The sequence below is a fragment of the Agrococcus sp. GCM10030265 genome (assembly GCF_042666675.1).
Lineage (GTDB): Bacteria > Actinomycetota > Actinomycetes > Actinomycetales > Microbacteriaceae > Agrococcus.
This window is the reverse complement of the sequence record NZ_JBHTCZ010000001.1, coordinates 103,644-128,237: the sequence shown is the minus strand read 5'-3', so window position 1 is coordinate 128,237 and position 24,594 is coordinate 103,644. Positions and strand designations below refer to the sequence as shown.

At 73.0% G+C, this 24,594-nt stretch carries 23 protein-coding genes; 21 read left to right on the top strand and 2 right to left on the bottom strand.

Translation table 11 applies throughout. The features are described from left to right. The first annotated feature begins 57 nt into the window (after positions 1-57). The 15 genes from ftsH to ACFQPP_RS00385 all read left to right on the top strand — a co-directional run bounded on the left by ftsH (position 58) and on the right by ACFQPP_RS00385 (position 14,833). Complete coding sequence (gene ftsH, locus ACFQPP_RS00455; RefSeq protein WP_376914489.1) at positions 58-2,031, top strand: ATP-dependent zinc metalloprotease FtsH; 1,974 nt, start codon at positions 58-60, stop codon at positions 2,029-2,031. 2 nt (positions 2,032-2,033) lie between these two features. Continuing rightward, positions 2,034-2,603, top strand: a complete 570-nt coding sequence (gene folE / locus ACFQPP_RS00450; protein WP_376914488.1) for a GTP cyclohydrolase I — start codon at positions 2,034-2,036, stop codon at positions 2,601-2,603. Continuing rightward, entirely contained in the window at positions 2,600-3,781 is a 1,182-nt protein-coding gene (folP, locus tag ACFQPP_RS00445; protein ID WP_376914487.1) for a dihydropteroate synthase, read from the top strand. The genes folE and folP overlap by 4 nt, the downstream gene beginning before the upstream one ends. After that, complete coding sequence (gene folK / locus ACFQPP_RS00440; protein ID WP_376914486.1) at positions 3,778-4,287, top strand: 2-amino-4-hydroxy-6-hydroxymethyldihydropteridine diphosphokinase; 510 nt, start codon at positions 3,778-3,780, stop codon at positions 4,285-4,287. The genes folP and folK overlap by 4 nt, the downstream gene beginning before the upstream one ends. Then, positions 4,284-4,733: a DUF3180 family protein gene (locus ACFQPP_RS00435; protein ID WP_376914485.1), complete on the top strand. Its 450-nt coding sequence runs from the start codon at positions 4,284-4,286 to the stop codon at positions 4,731-4,733. The genes folK and ACFQPP_RS00435 overlap by 4 nt, the downstream gene beginning before the upstream one ends. A 273-nt stretch (positions 4,734-5,006) precedes the next feature. After that, entirely contained in the window at positions 5,007-5,495 is a 489-nt protein-coding gene (locus ACFQPP_RS00430) for a PH domain-containing protein (RefSeq protein WP_376914484.1), read from the top strand. Further along, a complete protein-coding gene (locus tag ACFQPP_RS00425) occupies positions 5,492-7,405 on the top strand; it encodes a PH domain-containing protein (RefSeq protein ID WP_376914483.1) in 1,914 nt (637 codons plus the stop codon). The genes ACFQPP_RS00430 and ACFQPP_RS00425 overlap by 4 nt, the downstream gene beginning before the upstream one ends. After that, positions 7,402-8,121: a DUF2520 domain-containing protein gene (locus tag ACFQPP_RS00420; RefSeq protein WP_376914482.1), complete on the top strand. Its 720-nt coding sequence runs from the start codon at positions 7,402-7,404 to the stop codon at positions 8,119-8,121. The genes ACFQPP_RS00425 and ACFQPP_RS00420 overlap by 4 nt, the downstream gene beginning before the upstream one ends. Then, complete coding sequence (gene panC, locus ACFQPP_RS00415) at positions 8,109-8,957, top strand: pantoate--beta-alanine ligase (protein WP_376914481.1); 849 nt, start codon at positions 8,109-8,111, stop codon at positions 8,955-8,957. The genes ACFQPP_RS00420 and panC overlap by 13 nt, the downstream gene beginning before the upstream one ends. 172 nt (positions 8,958-9,129) lie before the next feature. After that, positions 9,130-9,714 (top strand): RNA polymerase sigma factor, encoded by a 585-nt coding sequence (locus ACFQPP_RS00410; RefSeq protein WP_376914480.1) that lies wholly within the window; start codon positions 9,130-9,132, stop codon positions 9,712-9,714. After that, on the top strand, positions 9,711-10,592 hold the full coding sequence (locus tag ACFQPP_RS00405) for a hypothetical protein (protein WP_376914479.1): 882 nt from the start codon (positions 9,711-9,713) through the stop codon (positions 10,590-10,592). Before ACFQPP_RS00410 ends, ACFQPP_RS00405 begins: the two co-directional genes overlap by 4 nt. A gap of 87 nt (positions 10,593-10,679) precedes the next feature. After that, on the top strand, positions 10,680-11,906 hold the full coding sequence (locus tag ACFQPP_RS00400; RefSeq protein ID WP_376914478.1) for a hypothetical protein: 1,227 nt from the start codon (positions 10,680-10,682) through the stop codon (positions 11,904-11,906). Positions 11,907-12,528: 622 nt separating this feature from the next. Continuing rightward, complete coding sequence (locus tag ACFQPP_RS00395; protein WP_376914477.1) at positions 12,529-12,825, top strand: hypothetical protein; 297 nt, start codon at positions 12,529-12,531, stop codon at positions 12,823-12,825. Positions 12,826-12,868: 43 nt separating this feature from the next. Next, a complete protein-coding gene (gene lysS / locus ACFQPP_RS00390) occupies positions 12,869-14,599 on the top strand; it encodes a lysine--tRNA ligase (RefSeq protein WP_376914476.1) in 1,731 nt (576 codons plus the stop codon). Between the two features lie 57 nt (positions 14,600-14,656). Continuing rightward, positions 14,657-14,833, top strand: coding sequence for a hypothetical protein (locus tag ACFQPP_RS00385; protein ID WP_376914475.1), 177 nt, complete (start codon positions 14,657-14,659; stop codon positions 14,831-14,833). A gap of 61 nt (positions 14,834-14,894) precedes the next feature. On the opposite strand, the gene ACFQPP_RS00380 is transcribed toward ACFQPP_RS00385, so the two are convergent. After that, positions 14,895-16,574 carry a type II CAAX prenyl endopeptidase Rce1 family protein gene (locus tag ACFQPP_RS00380; RefSeq protein ID WP_376914474.1) on the bottom strand — a complete coding sequence of 560 codons (1,680 nt, stop codon included), beginning with the start codon at positions 16,572-16,574 and terminating at the stop codon, positions 14,895-14,897. A 131-nt stretch (positions 16,575-16,705) separates the two neighbouring features. On the opposite strand from ACFQPP_RS00380, the gene ACFQPP_RS00375 reads away from it, so the two are divergent. From ACFQPP_RS00375 to ACFQPP_RS00360, 4 genes are all read left to right on the top strand, one after another. Next, positions 16,706-19,186 carry an ATP-dependent Clp protease ATP-binding subunit gene (locus ACFQPP_RS00375; protein ID WP_376914473.1) on the top strand — a complete coding sequence of 827 codons (2,481 nt, stop codon included), beginning with the start codon at positions 16,706-16,708 and terminating at the stop codon, positions 19,184-19,186. Between the two features lie 213 nt (positions 19,187-19,399). Continuing rightward, a complete protein-coding gene (locus ACFQPP_RS00370) occupies positions 19,400-19,918 on the top strand; it encodes an amino-acid N-acetyltransferase (protein WP_376914472.1) in 519 nt (172 codons plus the stop codon). Between the two features lie 9 nt (positions 19,919-19,927). Then, the gene (locus tag ACFQPP_RS00365; RefSeq protein WP_376914471.1) at positions 19,928-20,593 is read left to right on the top strand and encodes a hypothetical protein; all 666 of its coding nucleotides are present in this window, start codon (positions 19,928-19,930) and stop codon (positions 20,591-20,593) included. A gap of 149 nt (positions 20,594-20,742) precedes the next feature. Further along, positions 20,743-21,012, top strand: coding sequence for a hypothetical protein (locus ACFQPP_RS00360; protein ID WP_376914470.1), 270 nt, complete (start codon positions 20,743-20,745; stop codon positions 21,010-21,012). A 36-nt stretch (positions 21,013-21,048) separates the two neighbouring features. Here the strand turns inward: ACFQPP_RS00360 and ACFQPP_RS00355 are convergent, their stop codons facing one another. Next, positions 21,049-21,375: a hypothetical protein gene (locus tag ACFQPP_RS00355; protein WP_376914469.1), complete on the bottom strand. Its 327-nt coding sequence runs from the start codon at positions 21,373-21,375 to the stop codon at positions 21,049-21,051. 231 nt (positions 21,376-21,606) lie between these two features. Between ACFQPP_RS00355 and ACFQPP_RS00350 the strand changes: the two genes are divergently transcribed. Beyond that, positions 21,607-22,971, top strand: coding sequence for a flavin monoamine oxidase family protein (locus tag ACFQPP_RS00350; protein WP_376915279.1), 1,365 nt, complete (start codon positions 21,607-21,609; stop codon positions 22,969-22,971). Then, positions 22,968-24,512: an APC family permease gene (locus ACFQPP_RS00345; RefSeq protein WP_376914468.1), complete on the top strand. Its 1,545-nt coding sequence runs from the start codon at positions 22,968-22,970 to the stop codon at positions 24,510-24,512. The genes ACFQPP_RS00350 and ACFQPP_RS00345 overlap by 4 nt, the downstream gene beginning before the upstream one ends. The last annotated feature ends 82 nt before the right edge of the window (positions 24,513-24,594 follow it).

The following is a 24,594-nucleotide window of genomic DNA, read 5'->3' as shown; positions in this document are numbered from 1 at the left end:
GGACGCCCGGTCGCGCCCGGGTAGCCTGGTCGGCACCGACGTGACGCAAGGACTCCCTTGAACTTCAAGAAGCTGCTGCGCGGCCCCATCCCGTGGGTCGTGCTCGCCCTCATCATCGGCGTGTTCGCACTCACGCTCTTCACCACCCCGACGTTCCGCGACGTCACGACGGACGAGGGCCTCGAGCTCATCGAGTCGGGGGCGGTGCAGGAGGCCGAGATCATCGACGTCGAGCAGCGCGTGACGCTCGTGCTCTCGGAGACCGACGACGACCTCGGCACCGATCGCGTGCAGTTCCAGTACGTCGAGCCGCGCGGCGAGGCGATCGTCACGGCGATCGACGACGCCGACCTGCCCGACGGCTTCGACGACAGCGTGCCGCAGGGCAACTGGTTCCTGTCGATCCTCGGCATCCTGCTGCCCGTGCTGCTGCTCGGCGCGCTCTTCTACTTCATCATGACCCGCATGGCCGGTGGCGGCCGCGGCGTCATGCAGTTCGGCAAGTCGAAGGCCCAGATGGTCTCGAAGGACATGCCGCAGGTGAAGTTCTCCGACGTCGCCGGCGCCGACGAGGCCGTCGAGGAGCTCTCCGAGATCAAGGAGTTCCTGCAGGACCCGGCGAAGTTCCAGGCCGTCGGTGCCCGCATCCCCAAGGGCGTGCTGCTGTACGGCCCTCCCGGCACGGGCAAGACGCTGCTGGCGCGTGCCGTCGCCGGCGAGGCGGGCGTGCCCTTCTACTCGATCTCCGGCTCGGACTTCGTCGAGATGTTCGTCGGCGTCGGCGCGAGCCGCGTCCGCGACCTGTTCGAGCAGGCGAAGCAGAACGCGCCGGCGATCATCTTCGTCGACGAGATCGACGCCGTCGGCCGCCACCGCGGCGCCGGCATGGGCGGCGGGCACGACGAGCGCGAGCAGACGCTCAACCAGATGCTCGTCGAGATGGACGGCTTCGACGTCAAGACGAACGTCATCCTCATCGCCGCGACGAACCGCCCCGACATCCTCGACCCCGCGCTGCTGCGCCCGGGCCGCTTCGACAGGCAGATCGGCGTGGATGCGCCCGACATGGCCGGGCGAGAGACCATCCTGCGCGTGCACGCCAAGGGCAAGCCGATGGCCGACGACGTCGACCTCGCCGTCCTCGCCCGCAAGACGCCCGGCTTCACGGGCGCCGACCTCGCGAACGTGCTGAACGAGGCCGCCCTGCTCACGGCGCGCACCAACCAGAAGCACCTGACGAACGCCTCGCTCGACGAGGCCGTCGATCGCGTCATGGCCGGCCCCCAGCGCCGCACGCGCGTCATGAACGACAAGGAGCGTCTCATCACGGCGTACCACGAGGGCGGTCACGCGCTCGCGGCGGCGGCGATGAACCACTCCGACCCCGTCACGAAGGTCACCATCCTGCCGCGCGGCCGCGCGCTCGGCTACACGATGGTCATGCCCGTCAACGACAAGTACTCCGTGACGCGCAACGAGCTGCTCGACCAGCTCACGTACGCCATGGGCGGTCGCGTCGCCGAGGAGATCGTCTTCCACGACCCCACCACGGGCGCCTCGAACGACATCGAGAAGGCCACGGGCATCGCGCGCAAGATGGTGACCGAGTACGGCATGACGGCGTCGCTCGGCGCCGTGAAGCTCGGCGGCGGCAGCGGCGAGGTGTTCATGGGCCGCGACATGGGCCACGGCCGCGACTACTCGGAGGACGTCGCGCGCGAGGTCGACGGCGCGGTGCGCGCGCTCATCGAGCAGGCGCACGACGAGGCGTGGACGGTGCTGAACGCCAACCGCGTCGTGCTCGACCGACTCGCCACCGACCTCATGGAGAAGGAGACCCTCGACCACCTCCAGCTCGCCGAGATCTTCGCCGACGTGCAGAAGCTCACGCCGCGCGGCCAGTGGCTGTCGAGCGAGGCCCGCCCCGTGAGCGACCAGCCGCCGATCTCGCTGCCGGTGTCGCAGCAGGTCGACGAGGCCGTCGACGTCGACGCGGCCGAGCCTGGCGCGGAAGGCCCGAGCGGAGGCTGACGATGGCGGTCGATCGGGCGCGCGTCGCGGCGGCGGTCGGCGAGCTGCTCGCCGCCATCGGCGACGATCCCACGCGGCAGGGGCTCACCGAGACGCCTCGTCGCGTCGCGGAGGCCTACGCCGACTACTTCTCGGGCGTGGGCGTCGACGCCGCCGAGCATCTGGCCGACTCGACGAGCCTCGACGGCGAACGCGGCGAGCTCGTGCTCGTGCGCGGCATCGAGCTGCGCTCGATCTGCGAGCACCACCTGCTGCCCTTCCTCGGCACGGCGCACGTCGCCTACCTGCCCGGCGAGCGCATCGTGGGCCTCGGCCGCATCCCCGCGGTCGTCGACACGGTCGCAGCCCGCCCGCAGATCCAGGAGCGCCTCACCGAGGAGGTCGCCGACGCGCTCGTGCGCGGTCTCGCGCCGCGCGGCGTGCTCGTGGTCGTCGAGGCGTCGCACGGCTGCGTCACGGCCCGCGGCGCACGGCAGGTGCGCTCGTCGACCGTGACGGTCGCGAGCCGCGGCGTGCTCGCCGAGCCGCTCGAGCGCGCCGAGATCATGGCGCTCATCGGGGAGTCGCGGTGACGCGCATCCTCGGCGTGCTCAACGTCACGCCCGACTCGTTCAGCGACGGCGGCAGGTTCGAGGACGCCGGCGCGGCGATAGCCCACGCGCGCCGGATGCGGTTGCAGGGCGCCGACGTCGTCGACGTCGGCGGCGAGTCGACGAGGCCGGGCGCGACGCCCGTCGCGGTCGACGCCGAGCTCGCACGCATCCTGCCCGTCGTGCGCGCGCTCGCGCAGGGCGGCACGGCGGTCTCGATCGACACGATGCATGCCGACACGGCGCGAGCTGCGGTCGAGGCGGGCGCGACGATCGTCAACGACGTGTCCGGGGGCCTCGCCGACGCCCGCATGGCGTCGGTCGTCGCCGACGTGGGCGCGACGTACGTCGTGACGCACTGGCGCGGCCACGACCTCGCCGAGGGCACGACGTATCGCGACGTCGTCGCCGAGGTGCGCGACGAGCTGTCGGCACGCGTCGACGCCGCGATCGCGGCAGGCGTCGACGCCGCGCGCATCGTCGTCGACCCCGGGCTCGGGTTCTCGAAGGGCGCCGACGACAACTGGCGCCTCGTCGCCTCGCTCGACCGCATCGTCGACCTCGGGATGCCCGTGCTCGTGGGCGCGAGCCGCAAGCGCTTCCTCGGCGCGCTCCTGGCCGAGGGGTCGCCGATGGAGGCCCGCGACCACGGCACGGCGGCGCTGTCGGTGCTCGCCGCGCAGGCGGGTGCCTGGGGCGTGCGCGTGCACGACGTCGTCTCGACGCGCCGCGTGCTCGACGTGCTGGATGCGGTCGACGCCGTGCGCTCGCCGGCGTCGCCCGTGCGCGTGGCGGGCTCCCGAGACCGCATCGAGCTGCGCGGCCTCGAGGCGTTCGCCCATCACGGGGTCTTCGAGCACGAGCGCCGCGACGGGCAGCGCTTCGTCGTCGACCTCGACGTCACCGTCGACCTCGCGGCGGCCGCGCGCGGCGACGACCTCGCCCGCACCGTGCACTACGGCCAGCTCGCCGAGGCGGTCGTGGCCGCCGTCGAGCGCGACCCCGTCGACCTCATCGAGACCGTCGCCGAGCGCGTCGCCGCCGTCGCACTCGGGCACCCGGGCGTCGAGCGGGCGCGCGTGCGCATCCGCAAGCCCGACGCACCCATCACGGTGCCGTTCGACGACGTCGCCGTCGTCATCGAGCGCGGGCGCGCATGATGCTGCGCGAGGCCGAGGCGGTGCTGTCGATCGGCGCGAACCTCGGCGATCGTGCCGCGCTCGTGCGCCAGGCGATCGACCTCCTCGACCGGGCCCCCGGCATGCGCGTCACGGCTCGCTCCGGCCTGTGGGAGTCGCCCGCGTGGCATCCGGACGGCGCGACCGACGCCCCCGACTACGTCAACGCCGTCGCGATCGTGCGCACGACGCTCGAGCCGCTCGACCTGCTCGACGCCGTGCACGCCATCGAGGACGCCCTGGGTCGCGTGCGCGCCCAGCGCTACGGCGACCGCACGATCGACGTCGACGTCGTCGCCATCGGCGGCACGGTCTCCGACGATGCCCGGCTCACGCTGCCGCATCCGCGCGCGCACGAGCGGCAGTTCGTGCTGCAGCCGTGGCTCGAGGTGCAGCCGAGCGCCGAGCTGCCGGGGCACGGCGGCATCGCCGAGCTCGCCGAGTACGCCCACGGCGACGTGTGGCCCTACCGGGGCGGCGGCGGATGAGCCGCACGTCACCGGTGACGCTCGTGCTCACGGCCATCGTCGCGGCGGTCGTCGGCTTCGTCGTCGACAGCGTGCTCACGGGCTCGGGGAGGCCGGTGCTGCCGATGCCGCCGACCCTCGGACTCGTGCTCGCCGTCCTGGGCGTCGTCGTCGTGCTGTGGGCGTGGCCCGTGCGGCGGATGGTGCGCGGCGGTCGCGCCGTGGGCTTCCGCCAGGCGACGAGCGCGCTCGCGCTCGCGAAGGCCTCCGCGCTCGTCGCGGTCGTCGCCGGCGGCTGGGCGGGCGGAGCGCTGCTGTTCGTCGTGACGCGCGCCGTCGTGCCCGGGCAGATCGTGACGATGGGGCTCGTGACGCTCGGCGGCGCGATCGTGCTGCTCGTGGCGGCGCTGCTCGCCGAGTCGTGGTGCGTGCTGCCGCCCGACGACGAGGGCGCGTCGCCCGCCTGACCCGCCGTGCCTGCGGTGCGCGGGTCTCGTGACGCGTGCTCGCCTGGGGGCTCGCGCGCTCCTCGACCAGCCTCATGCTGCTGGTCGAGGAGGCCGTGCGCGCAGCGCACAGCCGTCACGAGACCCGCGGTCGCCGCGATGCGCGCGGAGCGGCACCTCGAGCGCGCATCGCACGCGAGGCCCCGCTCCATGCGCATCCCGGCGCCGGTTCCCCCGCTCGGCGTCCACCGCACGACGGAACCGGCATCCAGCCCGCACGCCTAGCCTGGGGACATGGAGCGCATCGACCTCGTAGGCGACTGGCGACGCGTGAGCCCGCGGTACGCATGGGCCGAGCTGTGGACGGCGGCGATCTGGGGGCTCGTGCTCGCAGCGGCGCTCGGCACCTTCCTCTGGTTCGTCACCGACTGGCCCCGATGGATCGTGGTCGTCGGGGCGGTCGCGCTGCTGCTGCTGCTGTCGCTCTCGGGCCTGCTCGGCTTCCTGCGGGTGCGCACCATCGGCTTCGCGATGCGCGACGACGACCTGCTCGTGCGCCGCGGGATGCTGTTCCGCCGGTTCGTGAGCGTGCCGTACGGCCGCATGCAGGTCGTCGACGTCACGCAGGGCCCGCTCGAGCGGATGCTCGACCTCAAGACGCTGAAGTTCGTCACGGCGGCGGCGACGAGCGCCGTGACGATCCCGGGGCTCCCGGGCTCGGACGCCGAGGTGCTGCGCGACGAGCTCGTCGCCGTCGCCGAGTCGCGCCGGGCCGGGCTGTGACCGACGAGCGCGCGCCGCACGAGCCGGCCGCCGCATCCCTCGCTCCCGTCGGCGAGCAGCCGCCGGAGGCGGCGCAGGAGAAGGCGCTCGCGCTCGTCGACGGCGACTGGCACCGGCTGCATCCGGCGACGCCGCTGCTGCGGGGAGGCCTCGCGCTCATCGTCGTCGCGTTCTTCCTGCTGAACACGCTGCGTGATCGCCTCGTGGCGTTCTTCCTGCCGCAGGACCTCGACTTCGACGGCGACGCGCCCGACGCCATCGAGGCCGCCGAGGCGCTCGCCGCGAGCGGCACCCTCATCTGGGTGATCGCCGGCCTCCTCGCCCTGCTCGCGGCCTGCGTCGTCGGGTTCTGGCTCGCGTGGCGCGTGCACCGGTTCCGCGTCACGGGCGACGTCGTCGAGGTGCGTCAGGGGTTGCTCTTCCGCACGCACCGGCGCGCGCCGCTCGCACGCATCCAGGGCGTCAACCTCGAGAAGCCGTGGTTCGCGCGCGTCTTCGGCGCGTGCAAGCTCGAGGTGCAGTCGGCGGGCGCCGACGCCAACGTCGAGCTCGCCTACCTGTCGAACGGCCTCGCGGACGCGCTGCGCTACGAGATCCTCGCCCGATCCTCCGGCCGCACGGCGCAGCAGCTGCAGCAGCAGACCGGCTCGCGCGCCCAGCGGGTCGTCGACGACTTCCTGCGCCCCGACGCCGAGCTCGACGGCATCGAGCAGGGCTCGCTCGTGCGGCTGCGGCCGGGCACCGTCATCCTGTCGTCGCTGCTCGACGTGGGGCTCGTGCTCGGCGTCCTCCTCGCCGTCGCGGCGGTCGTCGCCATGATCGTCTTCGACATCCCGTGGCTGCTCTTCACGCTCATCCCCACGGTCTTCTCGATCGTGAGCATCACGGTGCGCACGCTGTCGCAGAAGCTGCGCTACTCGATCGCCCGCACGCCCGACGGCATCCGCCTCGCCTACGGCCTGCTGTCGACGACCACCGAGGTGCTGCCGCCGGGGCGCGTCTTCTCGATCGCGGTGAGCCAGCCGCTGCTGTGGCGGCCGATGGGCTGGTGGAAGATCACGTTCACGCGGGCGACGAAGACGACCGATCCGTCCTCGGGGCAGCAGCGGCAGTACGCCAACATGCTGCTGCCCGTCGGCTCGCGGGCCGACGTCGACCTCGTCATCGGGCTCGTGCTGCCCGGCCTCCGAGGCACGGCGCTGCTCGACGAGGGCCTCGTGGGCGTGGGACGCCGGGATGCGGCTGCGGCTGCGGCTGCGGATGCGGCTGCGGATGCGGATGCCGTCGCGGCTGCCGAGGCCGCGGCGCACGGCGGCGACGGGTACGTGACGACGCCGCGCTCGGCGCGCATCCTGAGGCCGCTCTCATGGCGCCGCAACGGCGTCGCGATCGCGCCCGACGCCCTGCTGCTGCGCAAGGGTCGCATCTGGCGCTCGCTCGGCATCGTGCCGCTCGCGCGCACGCAGTCGTTCGCGATGCACCAGGGCCCCATCGAGGGGGCGCTGGGCGTCGCGCACCTCGCGGTGCACGTCGTCGGCAACGCGTTCTCCCCGACGATCGGCGCCCTGGCGGTCGCCGACGTGCAGCGCGTCTTCGGCCGGGCGCGGGAGGTCGTGCCCGAGGCGATCGGCGCCGACACCACCGAGACGTGGCACGTGCGCCGCGACGACGACGCGCCGCAGCCCGACGGCTCCACGCCGTCGATGCCGGGCCCGGTCGCCGACTCCGGTACCGTCGTGGGGTCCGCCACCGGCACCGCCGACCAGGAGCCCTCGCCCGTGATGCACCGCCCGCAGCAGCCAGGCGCCGAGCGCGCCGGTGCCGCGCATCCGCACGCCGCGCACCCCGACGCCGAGCGCCCGCATGCCGCGGGGCCCGAGGCCCCGCACGCCGACGAGCACCGCGCGTGAAGCCCGCGCGTCTCGGCGTCGGCATCGTCGGCGCCGGCAACGTGGGGCCCGTGCTCGCCGCGGCGCTCGCCGGTGCTGGGCACGCGCTCGTCGGGATCTCGGGCGGGGGCGACCGCGTCGACGTCATGCTGCCCGGCCTGCCGGTGCTCGACGTGCCGACGATCGTCGAGCGCGCAGAGCTCGTGCTGCTCGCCGTGCCCACGGCGCAGCTGCCCGGCCTCGTCGAGGGGCTCGCGGCCACGGGCGCGTGGCAGCCGGGCCAGCTCGTCGTGCACACGGCCGCCGAGCACGGCGTGGAGGTGCTCGAGCCCGCACGCGCCGCCGGCGCCATCCCGCTCGCCATCCATCCCGCGATGGCGTTCACGGGCACGACGCTCGACCTGGCGCGCCTGCGCGACGCCGTGTGCGCCGTGACGGCGCCCGCGCCCGTGCTGCCCATCGCGCAGGCGCTCGTCGTCGAGCTCGGGGCGGAGCCCGTCGTGGTCGCGGAGGCCGACCGCGCCGACTACGCGAGGGCCGTCGCGCTCGCGACCGAGGTGGGGGAGCGCGTCGTGGGCGATGCGCTCGCGCGCCTCGGTGCCATCGGCGTCGAGCGGCCCGTGCGGCTGCTCGGCCCCATCGTGCGATCGAGCGTCGAGCGCGCCCTGTCGCGTGCGCCGTCGCATCCCGAGGATGCGCTCGGCGACGACCTGGAGGGATCGCCATGGACACCCTGACGACGATCGGCGAGGTGCGATCCGCGGTCGCCGCCGCGAAGGCGGCCGGGCAGCGCGTCGCGCTCGTGCCGACGATGGGGGCGCTGCACGAGGGGCACCTCGCGCTCGTCGAGGCCGCCGCCGAGCACGCCGACGTCGTCATCGTGTCGATCTTCGTCAACCCGATGCAGTTCGGCCCCAGCGAGGATCTCGCGCGGTACCCGCGCGACCTCGACGCCGACCGCGAGCGGCTCGCGGCGGCGGGGGTGGCGGCGGTGTTCGCGCCGACGGTCGACGTCATGTACCCGGGCGGCGCGGCGTCCTCGACCGTCGTCACCGCCGGCCATCTGGGCACGGTGCTCGAGGGGCGCAGCCGGCCCGGCCACTACGACGGCGTGCTCACGGTCGTGTCGAAGCTGCTGCACATCGTGGGCCCCGACGTCGCCGCCTTCGGCGAGAAGGATGCGCAGCAGCTCTTCCTCGTGCGCCGCATGGTCGCCGACCTCGACGTGCCGGTCGAGGTCCTCGGGGTGCCGACGGTGCGCGACGCCGACGGCCTGGCGCTGTCGAGTCGCAACCGCTTCCTCTCCGCCCACGACCGCAGCACCGCGCTCCACATCGCGCGCGCGCTCGAGGCGGCGGGTGCCTCCGCCGATCGCGGCGTCGAGACGATGATCGCGGCGGCGCAGGGCGTGCTGCAGTCCGACTCCGGGGTGCAGCTCGACTACCTCGCGATCGTCGATCCCACGACGTTCCTCCTCGTCGGCGACGACCACCGGGGACTCGTGCAGGTGCTGATCGCCGCTCGCGTGGGCGCGGTGCGCCTCATCGACAACGCGACGTACGCCATCCCCTGACCCGACGCATCCGCGGTGCTCGGCCCGCTCCGATGTCGGATGGGGCCGACGATCTCGGATCGTGTGACCTCCGGCGCGTGCCGGACATGCCTGGGTGGAGGGGCGGACGCGTCGCGACGCGCCCGGGCTGCACCCAGCGTGACCGCAGGTGGAGTCCCGGACAATCCAGGACGTGACCGCCGACGAGCCCGACGCGCAGCTGTGGGCTGCCGTCGTGCGCGGCGACGGAGTCGCCTTCGCGGCCGTCTTCGACCGCCATGGCGACCGGGTCTGGCGACACGTGTGGAGGATGATGCAGCACAGGCAGGACGCGGAGGACGTCGTCTCGGCGACGTTCGCCGAGGCGTGGCGCAAGCGCGCGAGGGTGCGCATCGTCGACGACTCCCTGCTGCCGTGGCTGCTCGTCACGGCGACGAACTGCGCCCGCAACGCCGGTCGCAGCCGCCGCCGGCTCGACCGGCTCATCGCCCACATCCCGAGGGCCGACGACGCCCCCGATGCCGCCGACGTCGTGGGCGACCGGCAGGAGGCCGCCGACGCGAAGACTGCCGTCGCCGCGGCGCTGCGGGCGCTGCCGCCCGCCGACGCGTCGCTCATCGCCCTCGTGATGCTCGAGGAGGTGCCGCTCGCCGACGCCGCGCGCGCGCTCGGCATCGGCTACGGCGCGGCGAAGACCCGCATCCATCGCGCACGCGCGCGCATGCGGGCGCAGCTCGAGGCGGCAGGCATCGCCCCGGCGCTGGAGGAGGTGCCATGAGCCACGAGACCGAGCCCGGGATGGACGACGAGTTCGCCGCGCGCATGCGCCGCGGCCTCTCGGCGATGGCGCCCCGCGAGGTCGCGCGCACGCGCCGCATCCGTCGCACGGCCGCGAGCGGTGTGCTCGGCGTGCTCGCGGTGGCCGTCGTCGCCGTGCTCGGCGGACAGGTGCTCGGCCTGCCGGGCGACGGCAGCGTCGAGGCCGTGCCGACGCCCACGCCGACCGTCGTCGACACGCCGAGCCCCGTGCCGTCGTCCGACCCCGCGCCGACCGCCTCGCCCGGGCCCTCGCCCGGGCCCTCGCCCGAGCCCGACCCGGAGCCCACGCCGCCCCCGGGCTTCGAGGGCGTCGCGGCGGGCGTGCCCGTCGTGACCGACACGCTCGACACGTCTGGCGGCGTCGGATACGGCGACACGGGGGCTGCCGGGGACGAGCCCTACCTCCTGCACGACGTGTATGTGCTGTGCCGCGGAGCAGGCGTCGTCGAGACGCCGAGGGTGGCGGTCGACTGCGCCGAGGAGGCGCCGATGACCGTGATCGCCCAGCTCAACGTCGTGACCTACGAGTCGTGGGGCACGCGTCCGCTCGTGACGCTGAGCGACGACTTCACGGGCACCGTCCGCGTCGTCGACTCGGGGGAGATCCCGGGCGGCGTCGGCACCGGTGGCGTCGCAGCCGCATGGGTGACGTGCCCGGCGGCGCTGACGATCGGCGGGTCCGCCTTCTCGTGCACCTGGACCCAGGGGTCGCTGATCGCCGCCGAGGAGGCGGCGTGGGGCATCCCGTACTCGGCCGACCAGCTCGTGCCACCGATCGTCCTCGACGACCCGACGGCACCGCAGACCATCCGGCTCGTCCTCGATCCATCGTCGTGACCGGATCGTGACGCGCCGGGCGTGACCCCGCTCGCGTCCCGGACATGTCGGGATGCGCGGCACGGGGCCGCAGGACGGGGACGACCCATGGCATGTCGAACGCACGCGGTGCTCGCCGCCGCGCTCCTGGTGGCGACGCTCGCCGGATGCGCGTCGGCGGCGCCCGAGCCGCCGGTCGAGTCGGAGACGGTCGGCTCGTCGGCGTCCCCCGAGCCGACGCCCACCCCCGAGCCGAGCCCCGAGCCCACGAGGTTCACGACGCAGAACGGCACGGCGTCGTTCCTCGTGCCCGACGGGTGGACGGTCGAGGACACGAGTCTCCTCGATCCGCTGAGCGCCCACGGCGGCCCCGTGTGGCAGAACTCGGTGGCGCTGCTCGACGCCGACGGCGTGCGTCGCGCGACCTACGGCGACGGCTACTCCGACGACGTCGGTGCGGCCGACGAGCGCGAGCTCGTCCGCTCGATCCCGATGGCGCACGGGCTGCACGCGGCGGCGTGGTGGTCGTCGACGCTCGATGGTGAGATGTGGCTCGCGACCGCGACCGTCGTGCACGACCTCGAGAGCCCGGGGACGTCGTTCCTGGCTGACGGCCTCGACCGGCTGCATCACTTCGGGGCCGACCTGTCGACGGTGCCCGAGTGCGCATCCGTCGTCGACGAGGCGTCGGCGGTCGCGTGCCTCGAGGCGCCCGGCACGACGGTTGCGCTCGAGCTGCTCGCGACGCTCGAGCTCGTCGCGGTGCCGTGGGACGCCATGCCAGAGGGCGTCGACCCGCAGGCCGACGTGCCGTGGGTCGACCACGCCTCGCCGGACGGCGGTGTCGCGTTCTCGCATCCCGCGTCGTGGTGGGTGAAGCCGCCGATCGTCACCGAGCCGGGCGTCCACGTCGCGACGCTCATGACGCCCGACGGGTACGAGGCACTCGTGGTGCGGCACTCGACGGCGCGGCCGCAGGACGCAGCGTCGACGTGTCCGCCGTCGTCGGGCCGGGGGCCGCTCACCATCCTCGCGGCTGAGGCCGTCCATCCCGTCGCCGACCCTGCGCTCGACCCCGGCCCCCTCGAGCTCGCGACGTTCGACGTCGAAGCGGGCGACGTGGGCCTCGCCATCCTGCCCGCCGAGCGCGTGGAGCAGGGCTGCTTCGATCCGCTGATCCCCGTGGGCGAGGGCAGCGTGCAGCTCTCGACGCCGTACGGGACCGACGCGCCCGGCATGATCGACGACCGGTTCCCCGGTGGCGTCGGCTTCGTCGGCTCGTACGAGCACGAGGTCATGCTCGAGGTCGCCCGCTCGCTCGAGGTCCGACCGTGATCGCGGGCGCGACCCGTGGCGTGCCGTGTCGCGATGCGCGGGGCGGGGCCTCGCCAGCGGCCCGGGTGCTCGCCGCTGCGCTCGCGGTGGCGACGCTCGTCGGATGCGCGTCGGCGGCGCCCCAGCCCTCGGTCGAGTCGGAGACGGTCGGCTCGCCGGCGAGCCCCCAGCCCACTCCCGCGCCGACCCCCGAGCCCACGAGGTTCATGACGCAGAACGGCACGGCGTCGTTCCTCGTGCCCGACGGGTGGACGGTCGAGGACGTGAGCGCGCTCGATCCGCAGGGTCGCGACGGGATGCCCGCGTGGAGGAACGCCGTGGTCGTGCGCGACGCCGACGGCTCGCCGCGCGTCCGGTACGCCGACGGGTTCCCCGGCGACCCGGGCGCCGCCGCCGAGCGCGAGGTCGTGCGTTCGTCGCCGACCGCCGACGGCCTCCGCGCGGCAGCCTGGTGGGAGGTGACGGGTGGGGTTCGCCAGGTCCGCGCCGGCGTCGTCGGCGACGCGATCGACCCGCACGGCGGCCTCCTGCCAGATGGCTTCGACCGGCTGCATTACTTCGGGGCCGACCTGTCGACGGTGCCCGAGTGCGCATCCGTCGTCGACGAGGCGTCGGCGGTCGCGTGCCTCGAGGCGCCCGGCACGACGGTGCGCTCGAGCTGCTCGCGACGCTCGAGCTCGTCGCGGTGCCGTGGGACGCCATGCCAGAGGGCGTCGACCCGCAGGCCGACGTGCCGTGGGTCGGCCACGTCTCGCCCGACGGCGGCATCGTGCGCGCATCCACGCCCTACCAGACGGACGCCCCTGGTCTCGTCGACGACCGGTACGCCGACCGTCGCCTGCCGGTCGGCTCGCACGAGCATCGGGTCATCGTCGAGGTGCTCGGCACGCTGCGCATCTCCAGCGTCGCCGCCGCCTGACGGATGCGGGCGCGTCGGCCGCCCCGCCGTAGGATCGGTGTCCGTGAGCGACGAGACCCCGATCCCCGCCGACGTCCGCGACGACTGGGTGTCGAGGCTCGCCGACGAGGTGATCGCAGAGGCCGAGCGTCGCGGCACGATGCCTCGCGTCGCGTCCGGCCTGTCGCCCTCTGGCGTCATCCACCTCGGCAACTTCCGCGAGGTCATGAGCCCGCACCTCGTCGGCGACGAGATCCGCCGTCGCGGGCTCGAGGTCGAGCACATCATCTCGTGGGACGACTACGACCGCTTCCGCAAGGTGCCCGCGGGCATCGAGGGCGTGGATGCGTCGTGGGCCGAGCACATCGGCAAGCCGCTCACGTCGGTGCCCGCGCCTCCCGGCTCGCCGCACGCATCGTGGGCCGCGCACTTCCGAGCGCAGGCCGAGGAGGGCTTCGCAGCCCTCGGCATCCGCTACCGCGGCATCTCGCAGACCGAGCAGTACACGTCGGGCGCGTACGCGGACCAGATCCTCGACGCCATGCGGATGCGGCGCGAGATCGACGCGATCCTCGCGCAGTTCCGCACGCTGCCGGCGGCGAAGGACGAGGACGAGGAGCTCCAGCGCGTCCTGGACGCGGGCTCGGGCGCGGCGTCGGAGGACGACGGCTCGGGCGGCGCGGAGTACTACCCGTACAAGCCGTACTGCACGGCGTGCGGCACCGACCTCACGACGATCACGGCCTACGACGACGACACGACCGAGCTCTCGTACACGTGCCGGTGCGGGCACGCCGAGACCGTGCTGCTGCGCGAGCACCGCTCGGGCAAGCTCGTGTGGAAGGTCGACTGGCCGATGCGCTGGGCCTACGAGCGCGTGGTGTTCGAGCCCTCGGGCGTCGACCACCAGTCGCCGGGCTCGTCGTTCCAGGTCGGCCTCGAGCTCGCACCGCTGTTCGGCTGGGAGCGCCCCTACGGCCCCATGTACGCGTTCGTCGGCTTCGGCGGCGCCGCGAAGATGTCGTCCTCGCGCGGCGGCGCCCCGGCGCCCATCGACGCGCTGCAGGTCATGGAGGGCCCCGTGCTGCGCTGGCAGTACGCGCGGCGCCGCATGAACCAGTCGTTCGACGTCGCCTTCGGCTCCGAGCTGCAGCGGCTGTACGACGAGTGGGATGCCCTCGGTCGCAAGCTCGATGCGGGCACGGCCGGCGCAGCCGAGATCGCCGCGCACGCGCGCGCCGTCGGCACCGCCGACGAGACCCTCGAGGCGACGCCGCACCGCGTCGCCTTCCGCACCCTCGCATCGCTCGTCGACCTGTCGACGGGCGACCCCGCGCAGCTCGTGCGGCTCGTGCGCCAGGTCGACGCATCCATCGACGACCTCGGCGACCTCCAGCCGCGCCTCGGCCGCGTCGAGACGTGGGTGGCGACGCAGATGCCCGCCGACGAGCGCACCACCGTGCGCGAGACGCCCGACGCCGAGGCGCTCGCCGCGCTCGAGCCCGGGCAGCGCGACGCCATCGCGCTGCTGCTCGACGGCGGGGGTGGCCTGCCGGCCATCGGCGACGCCTGGACGCTCGACGGCCTCACGAACCAGGTCTACGGCGTCGTCAAGGTGCAGCGCGGCCTCGAGCCGAGCGCGGTCGTGAAGGGCGACAAGGCCATCGCCGCCGAGCAGCGCGCGTTCTTCACCATGCTGTATCGCCTGCTCGTCGACCGCGACGCCGGGCCGCGACTGCCGACGCTGCTGCTCGCGATCGGCGAGGAGCGCCTGCGGGGGCTGCTGGCGGCGTAGGCACGCGCTCGCACGAGCGCGGGGATCGCGCGCTCGCGGCGGCGGTACGATGGATGCATGCCGCAGGACTTCTGGGGGAACGCGATCTTCTCGCTCGTCCCGACGATCCTCATCGTCGCGATCTTCTGGTTCGTGCTGCGCTCGATCGTCCGCGCCGACCGCACGGCACGCCGCGCCTACGACCGCATCGAGGCCGAGGAGCGCGAGAAGGCCGGCCTGCCGCCCAAGGCCTGACGCCCCGAACGACGACGCCCGCACCGGATGGTGCGGGCGTTCGTGCGTCTGGGGGTCGCCCTCAGCGGTCGTCGGGGCGCGCCGCCTGCTCGGCGGGAGGTGCCTCGTCGGGCCGGGGCGCCTGCTCGGCGTGCGGCGCCTGGGCGTGCGGTGCCTCCTCGGCCGGCGCACCCCATCCGTGCGTCTCGGCCGGGCTCGCATGCTGCACGGGCGGCTGCGACGGATCCGGCTGCCAGCCGGGCTGCGGGATGCCGTAGCCGGCTGCGCCGTAGCCGGGCTGTGCGCCGTAGCCGGGCTGTGCGCCGTAGCCGGGCTGTGCGCCGTACGCGGGCTGGGCGCCGTAGCCGGGCTGTGCGCCGTAGCCGGGCTGTGCGCCGTACGCGGGCTGGGCGCCGTAGCCGGGCTGTGCGCCGTAGCCGGGCTGCGCACCGTACGCGGGCTGCGCACCGTACGCGGGCTGCGCACCGTACGCGGGCTGCGCGCCGTACCCGGGAGCGACCGCCATGGCCGCAGGCTTCGGCAGCAGGAGCAGCTCGGCGCCCGGCGCGCCCTCGGTGGTGCGCTGCCACCGCCTCGAGATGAGGTGCACGCCGAGGTACGACAGGCCGAGGGCCACGAGCGCCGCCGCGAACGACACGAGCTCGACCCACACGGGGCCCGACTCGCCGGTCGACGTCGCGAACGGCGAGATGCCCATGAGCGCGAGCGGCAGCATGATGAAGAGGTTGTTCGCCGTGTGCAGCACGCTCGCCGACTCGAGGCCGCCCGTGCGCCACGTGAGCAGCGTGCACACGAAGCCGACGAGCGTCACCTGCAGGATGGCGAGCGGGCCGTAGCCGTTGGGGATGTGGACGAGGCCGAACACGACGGCGATCGCCGCGCCGGGCACGAGCGACGCGACGACCGGATGCCGGATCCAGGAGCCCAGCTGCTGCGTGAGGAAGCCGCGGAAGAGGAACTCCTCGCCCGTGGCCTGCAGCGGCGTCGTGAGCAGCACGACGGCGACGAGCACCCAGTTCGGGTCCCACCGCCACTCGACGCTCGAGTCGATCGCGAGCATCGAGCCCACGTAGACGACGAAGATCGGCACGACGACGAGCGCCGCGCGCCCCGTGATGCCCCACCGCCACCGGCCCGCGACGCTCGACGCGAAGCCGAGCAGCCGATCGCCGTAGGCGGCGATGGCGAGGATGCCCGCCGGGATCCAGGAGGCGAGCAGCAGGTTGTTGGCCAGGAAGACCTCGGGCGACGACAGCAGGTCGCCGACGAGCGACCGATCCGTCGGGTCGACGACGAGGGGCATGTCGGCGAACGACGAGAGCAGGGCGGGCACCATGATCGCCATCGCGACGATGGTGCCCGCGCCTGCGACGCCGAGGAAGATCGCCCACGCGAGGAACCATCGGCCGACGCGGCGCGTGAGCGGCCGCAGGGTCTGCGCGAACACCTGGCCCTCGAGCGGCAGCGCGGCCGGCACCCGGGTGCGCGACGCCGCAGCGGGCGGCTGCTGCTGCCATCCGGGCGGCGCCTGCGGCGCCGCGGGCGGCGTCCATGGATGCGGGGTGCCCCACTGCGCCTGGTAGATGGCGTCCTCGCCGCGGCTGAACCCTGCGGGCACGACGCGGTCGGGTGCGCGATCGGCGGCGGTCGCGGGGTTCTCGACCGGTCCGGCCGCCTCCGCGGGCTGCTGGCGTCCGAGCGGCGCGGGGGCGCCGGTGCGACGCGGGTCGTCAAGGGTCACGGGACCTCCTCGAGAAGGCAGGGTATCCAGCCCGCATCGGTCGCGCCTGTGCGCGCCATGCCGACAGCGAACAGGGCGCCGCAGCGCTCGCGCACGGTCTAGCCTCGAATCCAGACGTCAGGAGGCATGCGATGTTCGAACGGTTCACCGATCGCGCCCGCCGTGTGGTCGTCCTCGCCCAAGAAGAGGCGAAGATGCTCAACCACAACTACATCGGCACCGAGCACATCCTGCTCGGTCTCATCCACGAGGGCGAGGGCATCGCCGCCAAGGCGCTCGAGCAGCTCGGCATCTCGCTCGACGCCGTGCGCGAGCAGGTGCAGGACATCATCGGCACCGGTGCGCAGCAGTCGAGCGGGCACATCCCCTTCACGCCGCGTGCGAAGAAGGTGCTCGAGCTCTCGCTGCGCGAGGCGCTGCAGCTCGGCCACAACTACATCGGCACCGAGCACGTGCTGCTCGGGCTCATCCGCGAGGGCGAGGGCGTCGCAGCCCAGGTGCTCGTGAAGCTGGGCGCCGACCTCAACCGCGTCCGCCAGACCGTGAACCAGCTGCTCTCGGGCACGCAGTCGCGCGAGTCGACGACGGTCGGCGGCGAGTCGCAGCAGCAGGGCGGCGACCAGAAGGGGTCGCAGATCCTCGACCAGTTCGGGCGCAACCTCACGCAGGCAGCGCGCGACGGCCGGCTCGACCCCGTCATCGGGCGCGAGAAGGAGATCGAGCGGGTCATGCAGATCCTCTCGCGTCGCGGCAAGAACAACCCCGTCCTCATCGGCGAGCCCGGCGTCGGCAAGACCGCCGTCGTCGAGGGTCTCGCGCAGGCCATCGTCAAGGGCGAGGTGCCCGAGACGCTGAAGGACAAGCAGGTCTACACGCTCGACCTCGGCTCGCTCATCGCCGGCTCCCGCTACCGCGGCGACTTCGAGGAGCGCCTCAAGAAGGTGACGAAGGAGATCCGCACCCGCGGCGACATCATCACCTTCATCGACGAGATCCACACCCTCGTCGGCGCGGGTGCCGCCGAGGGCGCGATCGACGCGGCCAACATCCTCAAGCCGCTGCTGGCGCGAGGCGAGCTGCAGACGATCGGCGCGACGACGCTCGACGAGTACCGCAAGCACTTCGAGAAGGACGCCGCGCTCGAGCGCCGCTTCCAGCCGATCCAGGTGGCCGAGCCGTCGGTCGCCCACACGATCAACATCCTCAAGGGCCTGCGCGACCGCTACGAGTCGCACCACAAGGTCACGATCACCGACGGCGCGATCGTCGCCGCCGCGAACCTCGCCGACCGCTACGTGCAGGATCGCTTCCTGCCCGACAAGGCGATCGACCTGATCGACGAGGGCGGCGCACGCCTGCGCCTGTCGATCCTCTCGGCACCGCCCGAGCTGCGCGAGTTCGACGAGCGCATCGCTGACGTGCGCACCCGCAAGGAGCGCGCGATCGAGGATCAGGACTTCGAGGGCGCCGCACGCCTGCGCGACGAGGAGAAGAACCTCCTCGGCGAGCGCCTGCGCCTCGAGAAGCAGTGGCGCTCCGGCGACGGCGGCCCCACGGGCACGCTCGACGAGGGCATCATCGCCGAGGTGCTGGCGAACGCGACCGGCATCCCCGTCTTCAAGCTCACCGAGGAGGAGTCCGCTCGCCTCGTGTTCATGGAGAAGGCGCTGCACGAGCGGGTCATCGGCCAGGACGAGGCGATCGGCGTGCTCGCGAAGTCCATCCGTCGCCAGCGAGCGGGTCTGAAGGACCCGCGTCGCCCCGGTGGGTCGTTCATCTTCGCCGGCCCCACGGGCGTCGGCAAGACCGAGCTCGCCAAGGCGCTCGCCGAGTTCCTGTTCGACGACGAGGACGCCCTCATCTCGCTCGACATGTCGGAGTACAGCGAGAAGCACACCGTCTCGCGCCTCTTCGGCGCCCCTCCCGGATTCGTCGGCTACGACGAGGGCGGCCAGCTCACCGAGAAGGTGCGCCGCAAGCCGTTCTCCGTCGTGCTCTTCGACGAGATCGAGAAGGCGCACCCCGACATCTTCAACTCGCTGCTGCAGATCCTCGAGGAGGGTCGTCTCACCGACGGTCAGGGTCGCGTCGTCGACTTCAAGAACACCGTCATCATCATGACGACGAACCTCGGCACGAAGGACATCGCGGGCGGGCCGGTCGGCTTCGTGCTTGAGGGCTCGAGCGCCAACGACTACGAGCGCATGCGTGCCAAGGTCAACGAGGAGCTGAAGAAGTCCTTCCGCCCCGAGTTCCTCAACCGCGTCGACGAGACGATCGTCTTCCCGCAGCTCACGCCGCAGGAGCTCCTGCAGATCGTCGACCTGTTCGTGAAGCGTCTCGCCGACCGCATGATGGATCGCGACATGACGATCGAGCTGACGACCCCGGCCAAGGAGCGCCTCATCCACCTCGGCTACGACCCGGCGCTCGGCGCCCGCCCGCTGCGGCGTGCGGTGCAGCACGAGGTCGAGGACGTGCTGAGCGAGAAGATCCTGCACGGCGAGCTCACCGCGGGTGCGCACGTGCTCGTCGACTTCGTCGACGGACAGTTCGCGTTCTCGGTCGAGGACCGCTCGGGCGCGGCCGAGGCCGTGGCCACCGCCGGCTGACGCCCTCGCTCGATCGACGCCCCCGCATCCACCAGGATGCGGGGGCGTCGTCGTGGGTGCCGCGGGGCCGGTGGCGGGTGGTTGCGTCTCGCAGGCGATCCCGGCTGCGGAGGGAACATGCCCCTCCGCCACCGGGATCGCCTGCGAGACGCGTACGCCCGGGTCGACCAGGGCGTGGTCGGCGGGGCATCGCCGCGGGGATAGCGTGGATGCATGCCCTCCGTCGCCGTCCGCCAGGCTCGCACGAGCGACGTCCGCGCCATGCGCGACCTCATCGAGCCGTACGTGCAGCGACGCATCCTGCTCGGCAAGGAGCTCGTGACGCTGTTCGAGGCGGTGCAGGAGTTCGTGGTCGCCGAGGTCGACGGGCGCGTCGTCGGGTGCGGCGCCCTGCACGTCATGTGGGAGGACCTCGGCGAGATCCGCACCATCGCGGTCACCGACGACGTGCACGGCTCGGGCGTGGGGCACCGCATCCTCGACGCCCTCGAGCAGCGCGCGCTCGACCTCGGCCTCTCGCGGCTCTTCTGCCTCACGTTCGAGACCGCGTTCTTCGGCAGGCACGGCTACGACGCCGTCGCCGACGAGGTCGTGCCGCCCGACGTCTTCCAGCAGCTGCTGCGCTCGAACGACGACGGCATCGCCGAGTTCCTCGACCTCGCGCACGTGAAGCAGAACACGCTCGGCAACACCCGCATGGTGAAGCGCCTCCAGGGGCCCGTCGCCGCCTAGCCTTGGCTGGTGACGACGGAACGGGAGCGCAGGCGGCGGCAGGCCGTCGCACGACGACGTCGCACGATGGCGCTGCTGGCGCTGCTCGTCGTGGCGGGACTCGTGGTCGTCGCGCTCATGTGGCGACCGTGGGAGGCAGCCGGCGAGCCGTCGGCCGAGCCGGCGCCGAGCGCGGCGCCCACGCCGAGCGCCTCGCCGAGCCCCTCGCCGACGCCCACGTCGACGCAGCCGTACACGCCCATCGGCGGCATCCCCGAGGACGGCGACGGCTCAGCCGCCTGCACGCCCGAGCAGGTGCTCCTGACGCCCATCACGGATGCCGTGACGTACGCGTCGGGGCAGGAGGTGCAGATGTCGTTCCAGATCCAGAACGTGTCCGGCGATCCGTGCAGGCTCAACGTGGGCACGACGCAGCAGCGCTACGAGGTGCGCACGGGCGAGCAGGTCGTGTTCCGCTCCGACGACTGCCCGGTCGACCAGGTCGACCAGATCGTCGAGCTCGCGCCCGGCGTGCCCCAGCGCACCCTGCCCATCACGTGGGATCGCACGGCCTCGTCGCCCGAGACGTGCGCCTCGCCGCGCGACCAGGTCACCGCCGGCGGCGCGAGCTATCACCTCGCCGTGACGGTCTCCGGCATCGCCGGGGCGTCGGAGCAGCAGATCATCCTGTCCTGATGGGCGCGCCGATGCTCGAGCGCTGAGGCGGTCGCCGCGCACGGGACGCCGAGGGCGGGGCATCCGACGCCACGCGCGCCCGGTATCACATGCGGGCGAGGTCGGAGGGGGCCTCGTGGCCCGTGGCGCAGGCTCCTACGCTTCGAAGCATGTCGAGCTCGAACAATAACCGCGTGATCGCCTACACCGGCACGACCGCCACCGACGCCGCCGCGTCGCTCGAGGCGGCGATCGAGGCGCTCGACTTCCCCGCGGAGGTCGTCTGCGTCGCCCTCGCCTCGCACGATGGCGTGCTCCACGGGGTCGCGACGGTGCGCCTCATCGAGGTCGTCGACCCCGAGGGCATCCCGGTCACCGCGGGCAGCGTCGCAGACGAGCCTGCCGTGCTCGACGAGCTCGACGCCACCGTCGTGCGCTGACGCGCGGCGCCGCACGACGCCGCAGGCTGCGGCGGCTCAGGCCCGGTCGAGCGCCTGCGGCTCCTGCGACTCGGCCTCCGTCATGAGCACGAGGCCCCGCGGCGAGTTCGCGCCCTCCATGAGCGCCTGCGTCCACCGCGGGTTCAACCGCTCGGGCTGCGCCGAGCGGAACGAGAACTCGAGAGGGATCGCCGGGTCGATCGTGAGGGCGACGCGGCCGGAGCCGGCATGCGCCTCCACGGTCCAGCTCAGCTCGAAGTGCTGGTGCTGGCGGAGCTTCGCGACGATCACGGCACGGAGGTGCGCGAGCGTGCGGTCGTCGATCTCGTATGCGGTCGAGCCACCGTAGGTCAGGATGCCCATCGAGCAGACCGTAGGCCATCGCAGCCGATAGCGGCGAAGTCACCGGCCCTCCGACCGCCGCCGCGCGCCCGTCGACGTCACCATGGCGGCGTCGTACGCGAGCCGCTCGCGCGTCGCGCATGCGGATACCGCCGTGCTCGGCATCGTGCGCTATCGGATCCGTCGCCGGTGCGCGTATGCTGCGACGACATCCATCGTGAGGGAGCCGTGGGAATGACCGATCCGCAGCAGATCGAGCACGTCGATGCCGACGTCGTCGTGGTGGGAGCCGGTGTCGCCGGGCTCTCGGCGGCGACGAGGCTCGTCGAGGCCGGGCACGACGTCGTGGTGCTCGAGGCACGCGAGCGCGTCGGCGGCCGACTCTGGACCGAGACGATCGACGGCGCGATGCTCGAGCTCGGCGGCCAGTGGGTGTCGCCCGACCAGTCGGCGCTGCTCGAGACGCTCGACGCCCTCGGGCTCGAGACGTACGCCCGCTACCGCGACGGCGACTCGGTGTACGTCTCCGAGACGGGCGAGCGCATCCGCTTCACGGGCGAGCAGCTGCCCGTCGCCGACGCGACCGTCGCCGAGATGGAGCGCCTCACGGTGCTGCTCGACGAGCTCGTCGCCGAGATCGGCGCCGAGGCGCCATGGGCGCATCCCCGGGCCCGCGAGCTCGACACCGTGTCGTTCTCGAGGTGGCTCGAGCAGCAGTCCGACGACGAGGTCGCTCGCCGCCACATCGCGATGTTCATCGGCGAGGCGATGCTGACGAAGCCCGCGCACGCCTTCTCCGCGCTGCAGGCCGTGCTCATGGCCGCGTCGGCCGGCTCGTTCTCGAACCTCGTCGACTCGGAGTTCATCCTCGACCGCCGAGTCGTCGGCGGCCTGCAGCGGGTGCCGCTGACCCTCGCCGAGCAGCTCGGCGACCGCGTGCGCACCGGCACGCCCGTGCGCCGCCTCGAGCACACGGCCGACGGCGTCGTCGTCACCTCCGACCGGGTCGTCGTGCACGCGCGCCGCGCGATCGTCGCCATGCCGCCGACGCTGTACGGCCGCATCGACTACCAGCCGCCGCTGCCTCGCAGGCAGCACCAGCTGCACCAGCACCTCTCGTTCGGGCTCGTCATCAAGGTGCACGCCGTCTACGACCGACCGTTCTGGCGCGAGGACGGCCTCTCGGGCACGGCGTTCAGCCCCTACGAGCTCGTGCACGAGGCCTACGACAACACGAACCACGAGGACGCCCGCGGCACGCTCGTCGGCTTCGTGTCCGACGAGCACGCCGACGGCGTCTTCGCGCTGCCCGCCGACGAGCGCAAGGCGCGCATCCTCGCCTCCCTCGCCGCCTACTACGGGCCCGAGGCCGCGAACCCCGTCGTCTACTACGAGTCCGACTGGGGCTCGGAGGAGTGGACGCGCGGCGCGTACGGCGCCTCGTACGACCTCGGTGGGCTCACCCGCTACGGCGCCGACCAGCGCACGCCCGTCGGGCCCATCCACTGGGCGTGCAGCGACTTCGCGGGCCTCGGCTTCCAGCACGTCGACGGCGGCATCCGATCCGGCTGGGCCGCAGCGGCCGACGTGGCCTCGAGCCTCGAAGGCCGATCGTGACCACCGAGCACGCCGTCGCGAAGGTGGCGCAGAAGGGCCTCGCGAAGGGCTCCGTCGGGCTCATCGGCGCCGTCGTCATCGGCATCTCCTGCATCGCGCCCGCCTACACGCTGACCGCGGCGCTCGGCCCGACCGTCAGCGCCGTCGGCGCGCAGGCGCCAGCGATCGTGCTGCTCGGCTTCATCCCGATGCTGCTCGTCGCCTTCGGCTATCGCGAGCTGAACTCGGTCATCCCCGACTCGGGCACCTCCTTCACGTGGGCGACCCGCGCCTTCGGCCCCTATGTGGGGTGGATGGCCGGATGGGGCCTCATCGCCGCCACGATCCTCGTGCTGTCGAACCTCGCAGGCATCGCGGTCGACTTCCTGTACCTGCTCATCGCGCAGATCACCGGGCAGCCGTCGATCGCCGACATCGCGGCGAACCCGCTCGTCAACGTCGTCACGTGCCTCGCGTTCATGGCCGGCGCGACCTTCATCGCCTACCGCGACATGCAGACGACGCAGCGCGTGCAGTACGTGCTCGTCGGGTTCCAGGTGCTCGTGCTCGTGGTCTTCGCGATCGCGGCGTTCGTGCACGTCGCGAACGGCACCGCGTTCGACGCCACCCCCGTCTCGCTGTCGTGGTTCGACCCGTTCGCCGTCGACTCGTTCTCGGCGCTCGTCGCCGGCCTGTCGCTGTCGATCTTCATCTTCTGGGGCTGGGACGTCACCCTCACGATGAACGAGGAGACGAAGGATCCGTCGCGCACCCCCGGTCGCGCCGCGACGGCGACGGTGCTCATCATCGTCGTGCTCTACCTGCTGCTCACCGTGGGGCTCCTCGCGTTCGCCGGCACCGGCGAGGGGGAGTTCGGGCTCGGCAACCCCGACATCCAGGACAACGTGTTCTTCGCGCTCGCCGGCCCCATCCTCGGCCCGCTCGCGGCGTTCGTGTCGCTCGCCGTGCTGTCGTCGTCTGCGGCGTCGCTGCAGTCGACGTTCGTCTCGCCCGCTCGCACGCTGCTCGCCATGGGCCACTACCGGGCGCTGCCGAGGCGCTTCGCAGCGGTGACGCGGTTCAAGACCCCCGGCTACGCGACGCTCGTCGCCGCGATCGTCGCGTCGGCGTTCTACGCCGTCATGCGCTTCGTGAGCGAGAACGTGCTGTGGGACACCATCACGGCCCTCGGCATGATGATCTGCTTCTACTACGGCCTCACCGCGTTCGCGACGGTGTGGTACTTCCGCACCACGTGGTTCCGGTCGGTGCGCAACGCCTTCTTCCAGCTGATCTTCCCGCTCGTCGGCGGCGTCGTGCTCGGCGTGCTGTTCGTGACGACGCTCGTCGACTCGATGGATCCGGCCTACGGCTCCGGGTCGTCGATCGGCGGCCTCGGCCTCGTGTTCGTGCTGGGCGTCGTCGTGCTCCTGCTCGGCGCGGTCGTCATGATCGTGCAGCGCGTGCGCGAGCCCGGCTTCTTCCGCGGGGAGACGCTGGATGCCTCGACCGCGACGGGCATGATCGACACCGAGGTGACGACCAGGGGCGTGCAGGACTAGGCGTCCCGAGGAGCGGGTCGGCTCCTCGGGCGAACCGGCCACGGCGCGCGTCCTCGCTCCCAGGGCGACGAGCGCCGTGGCC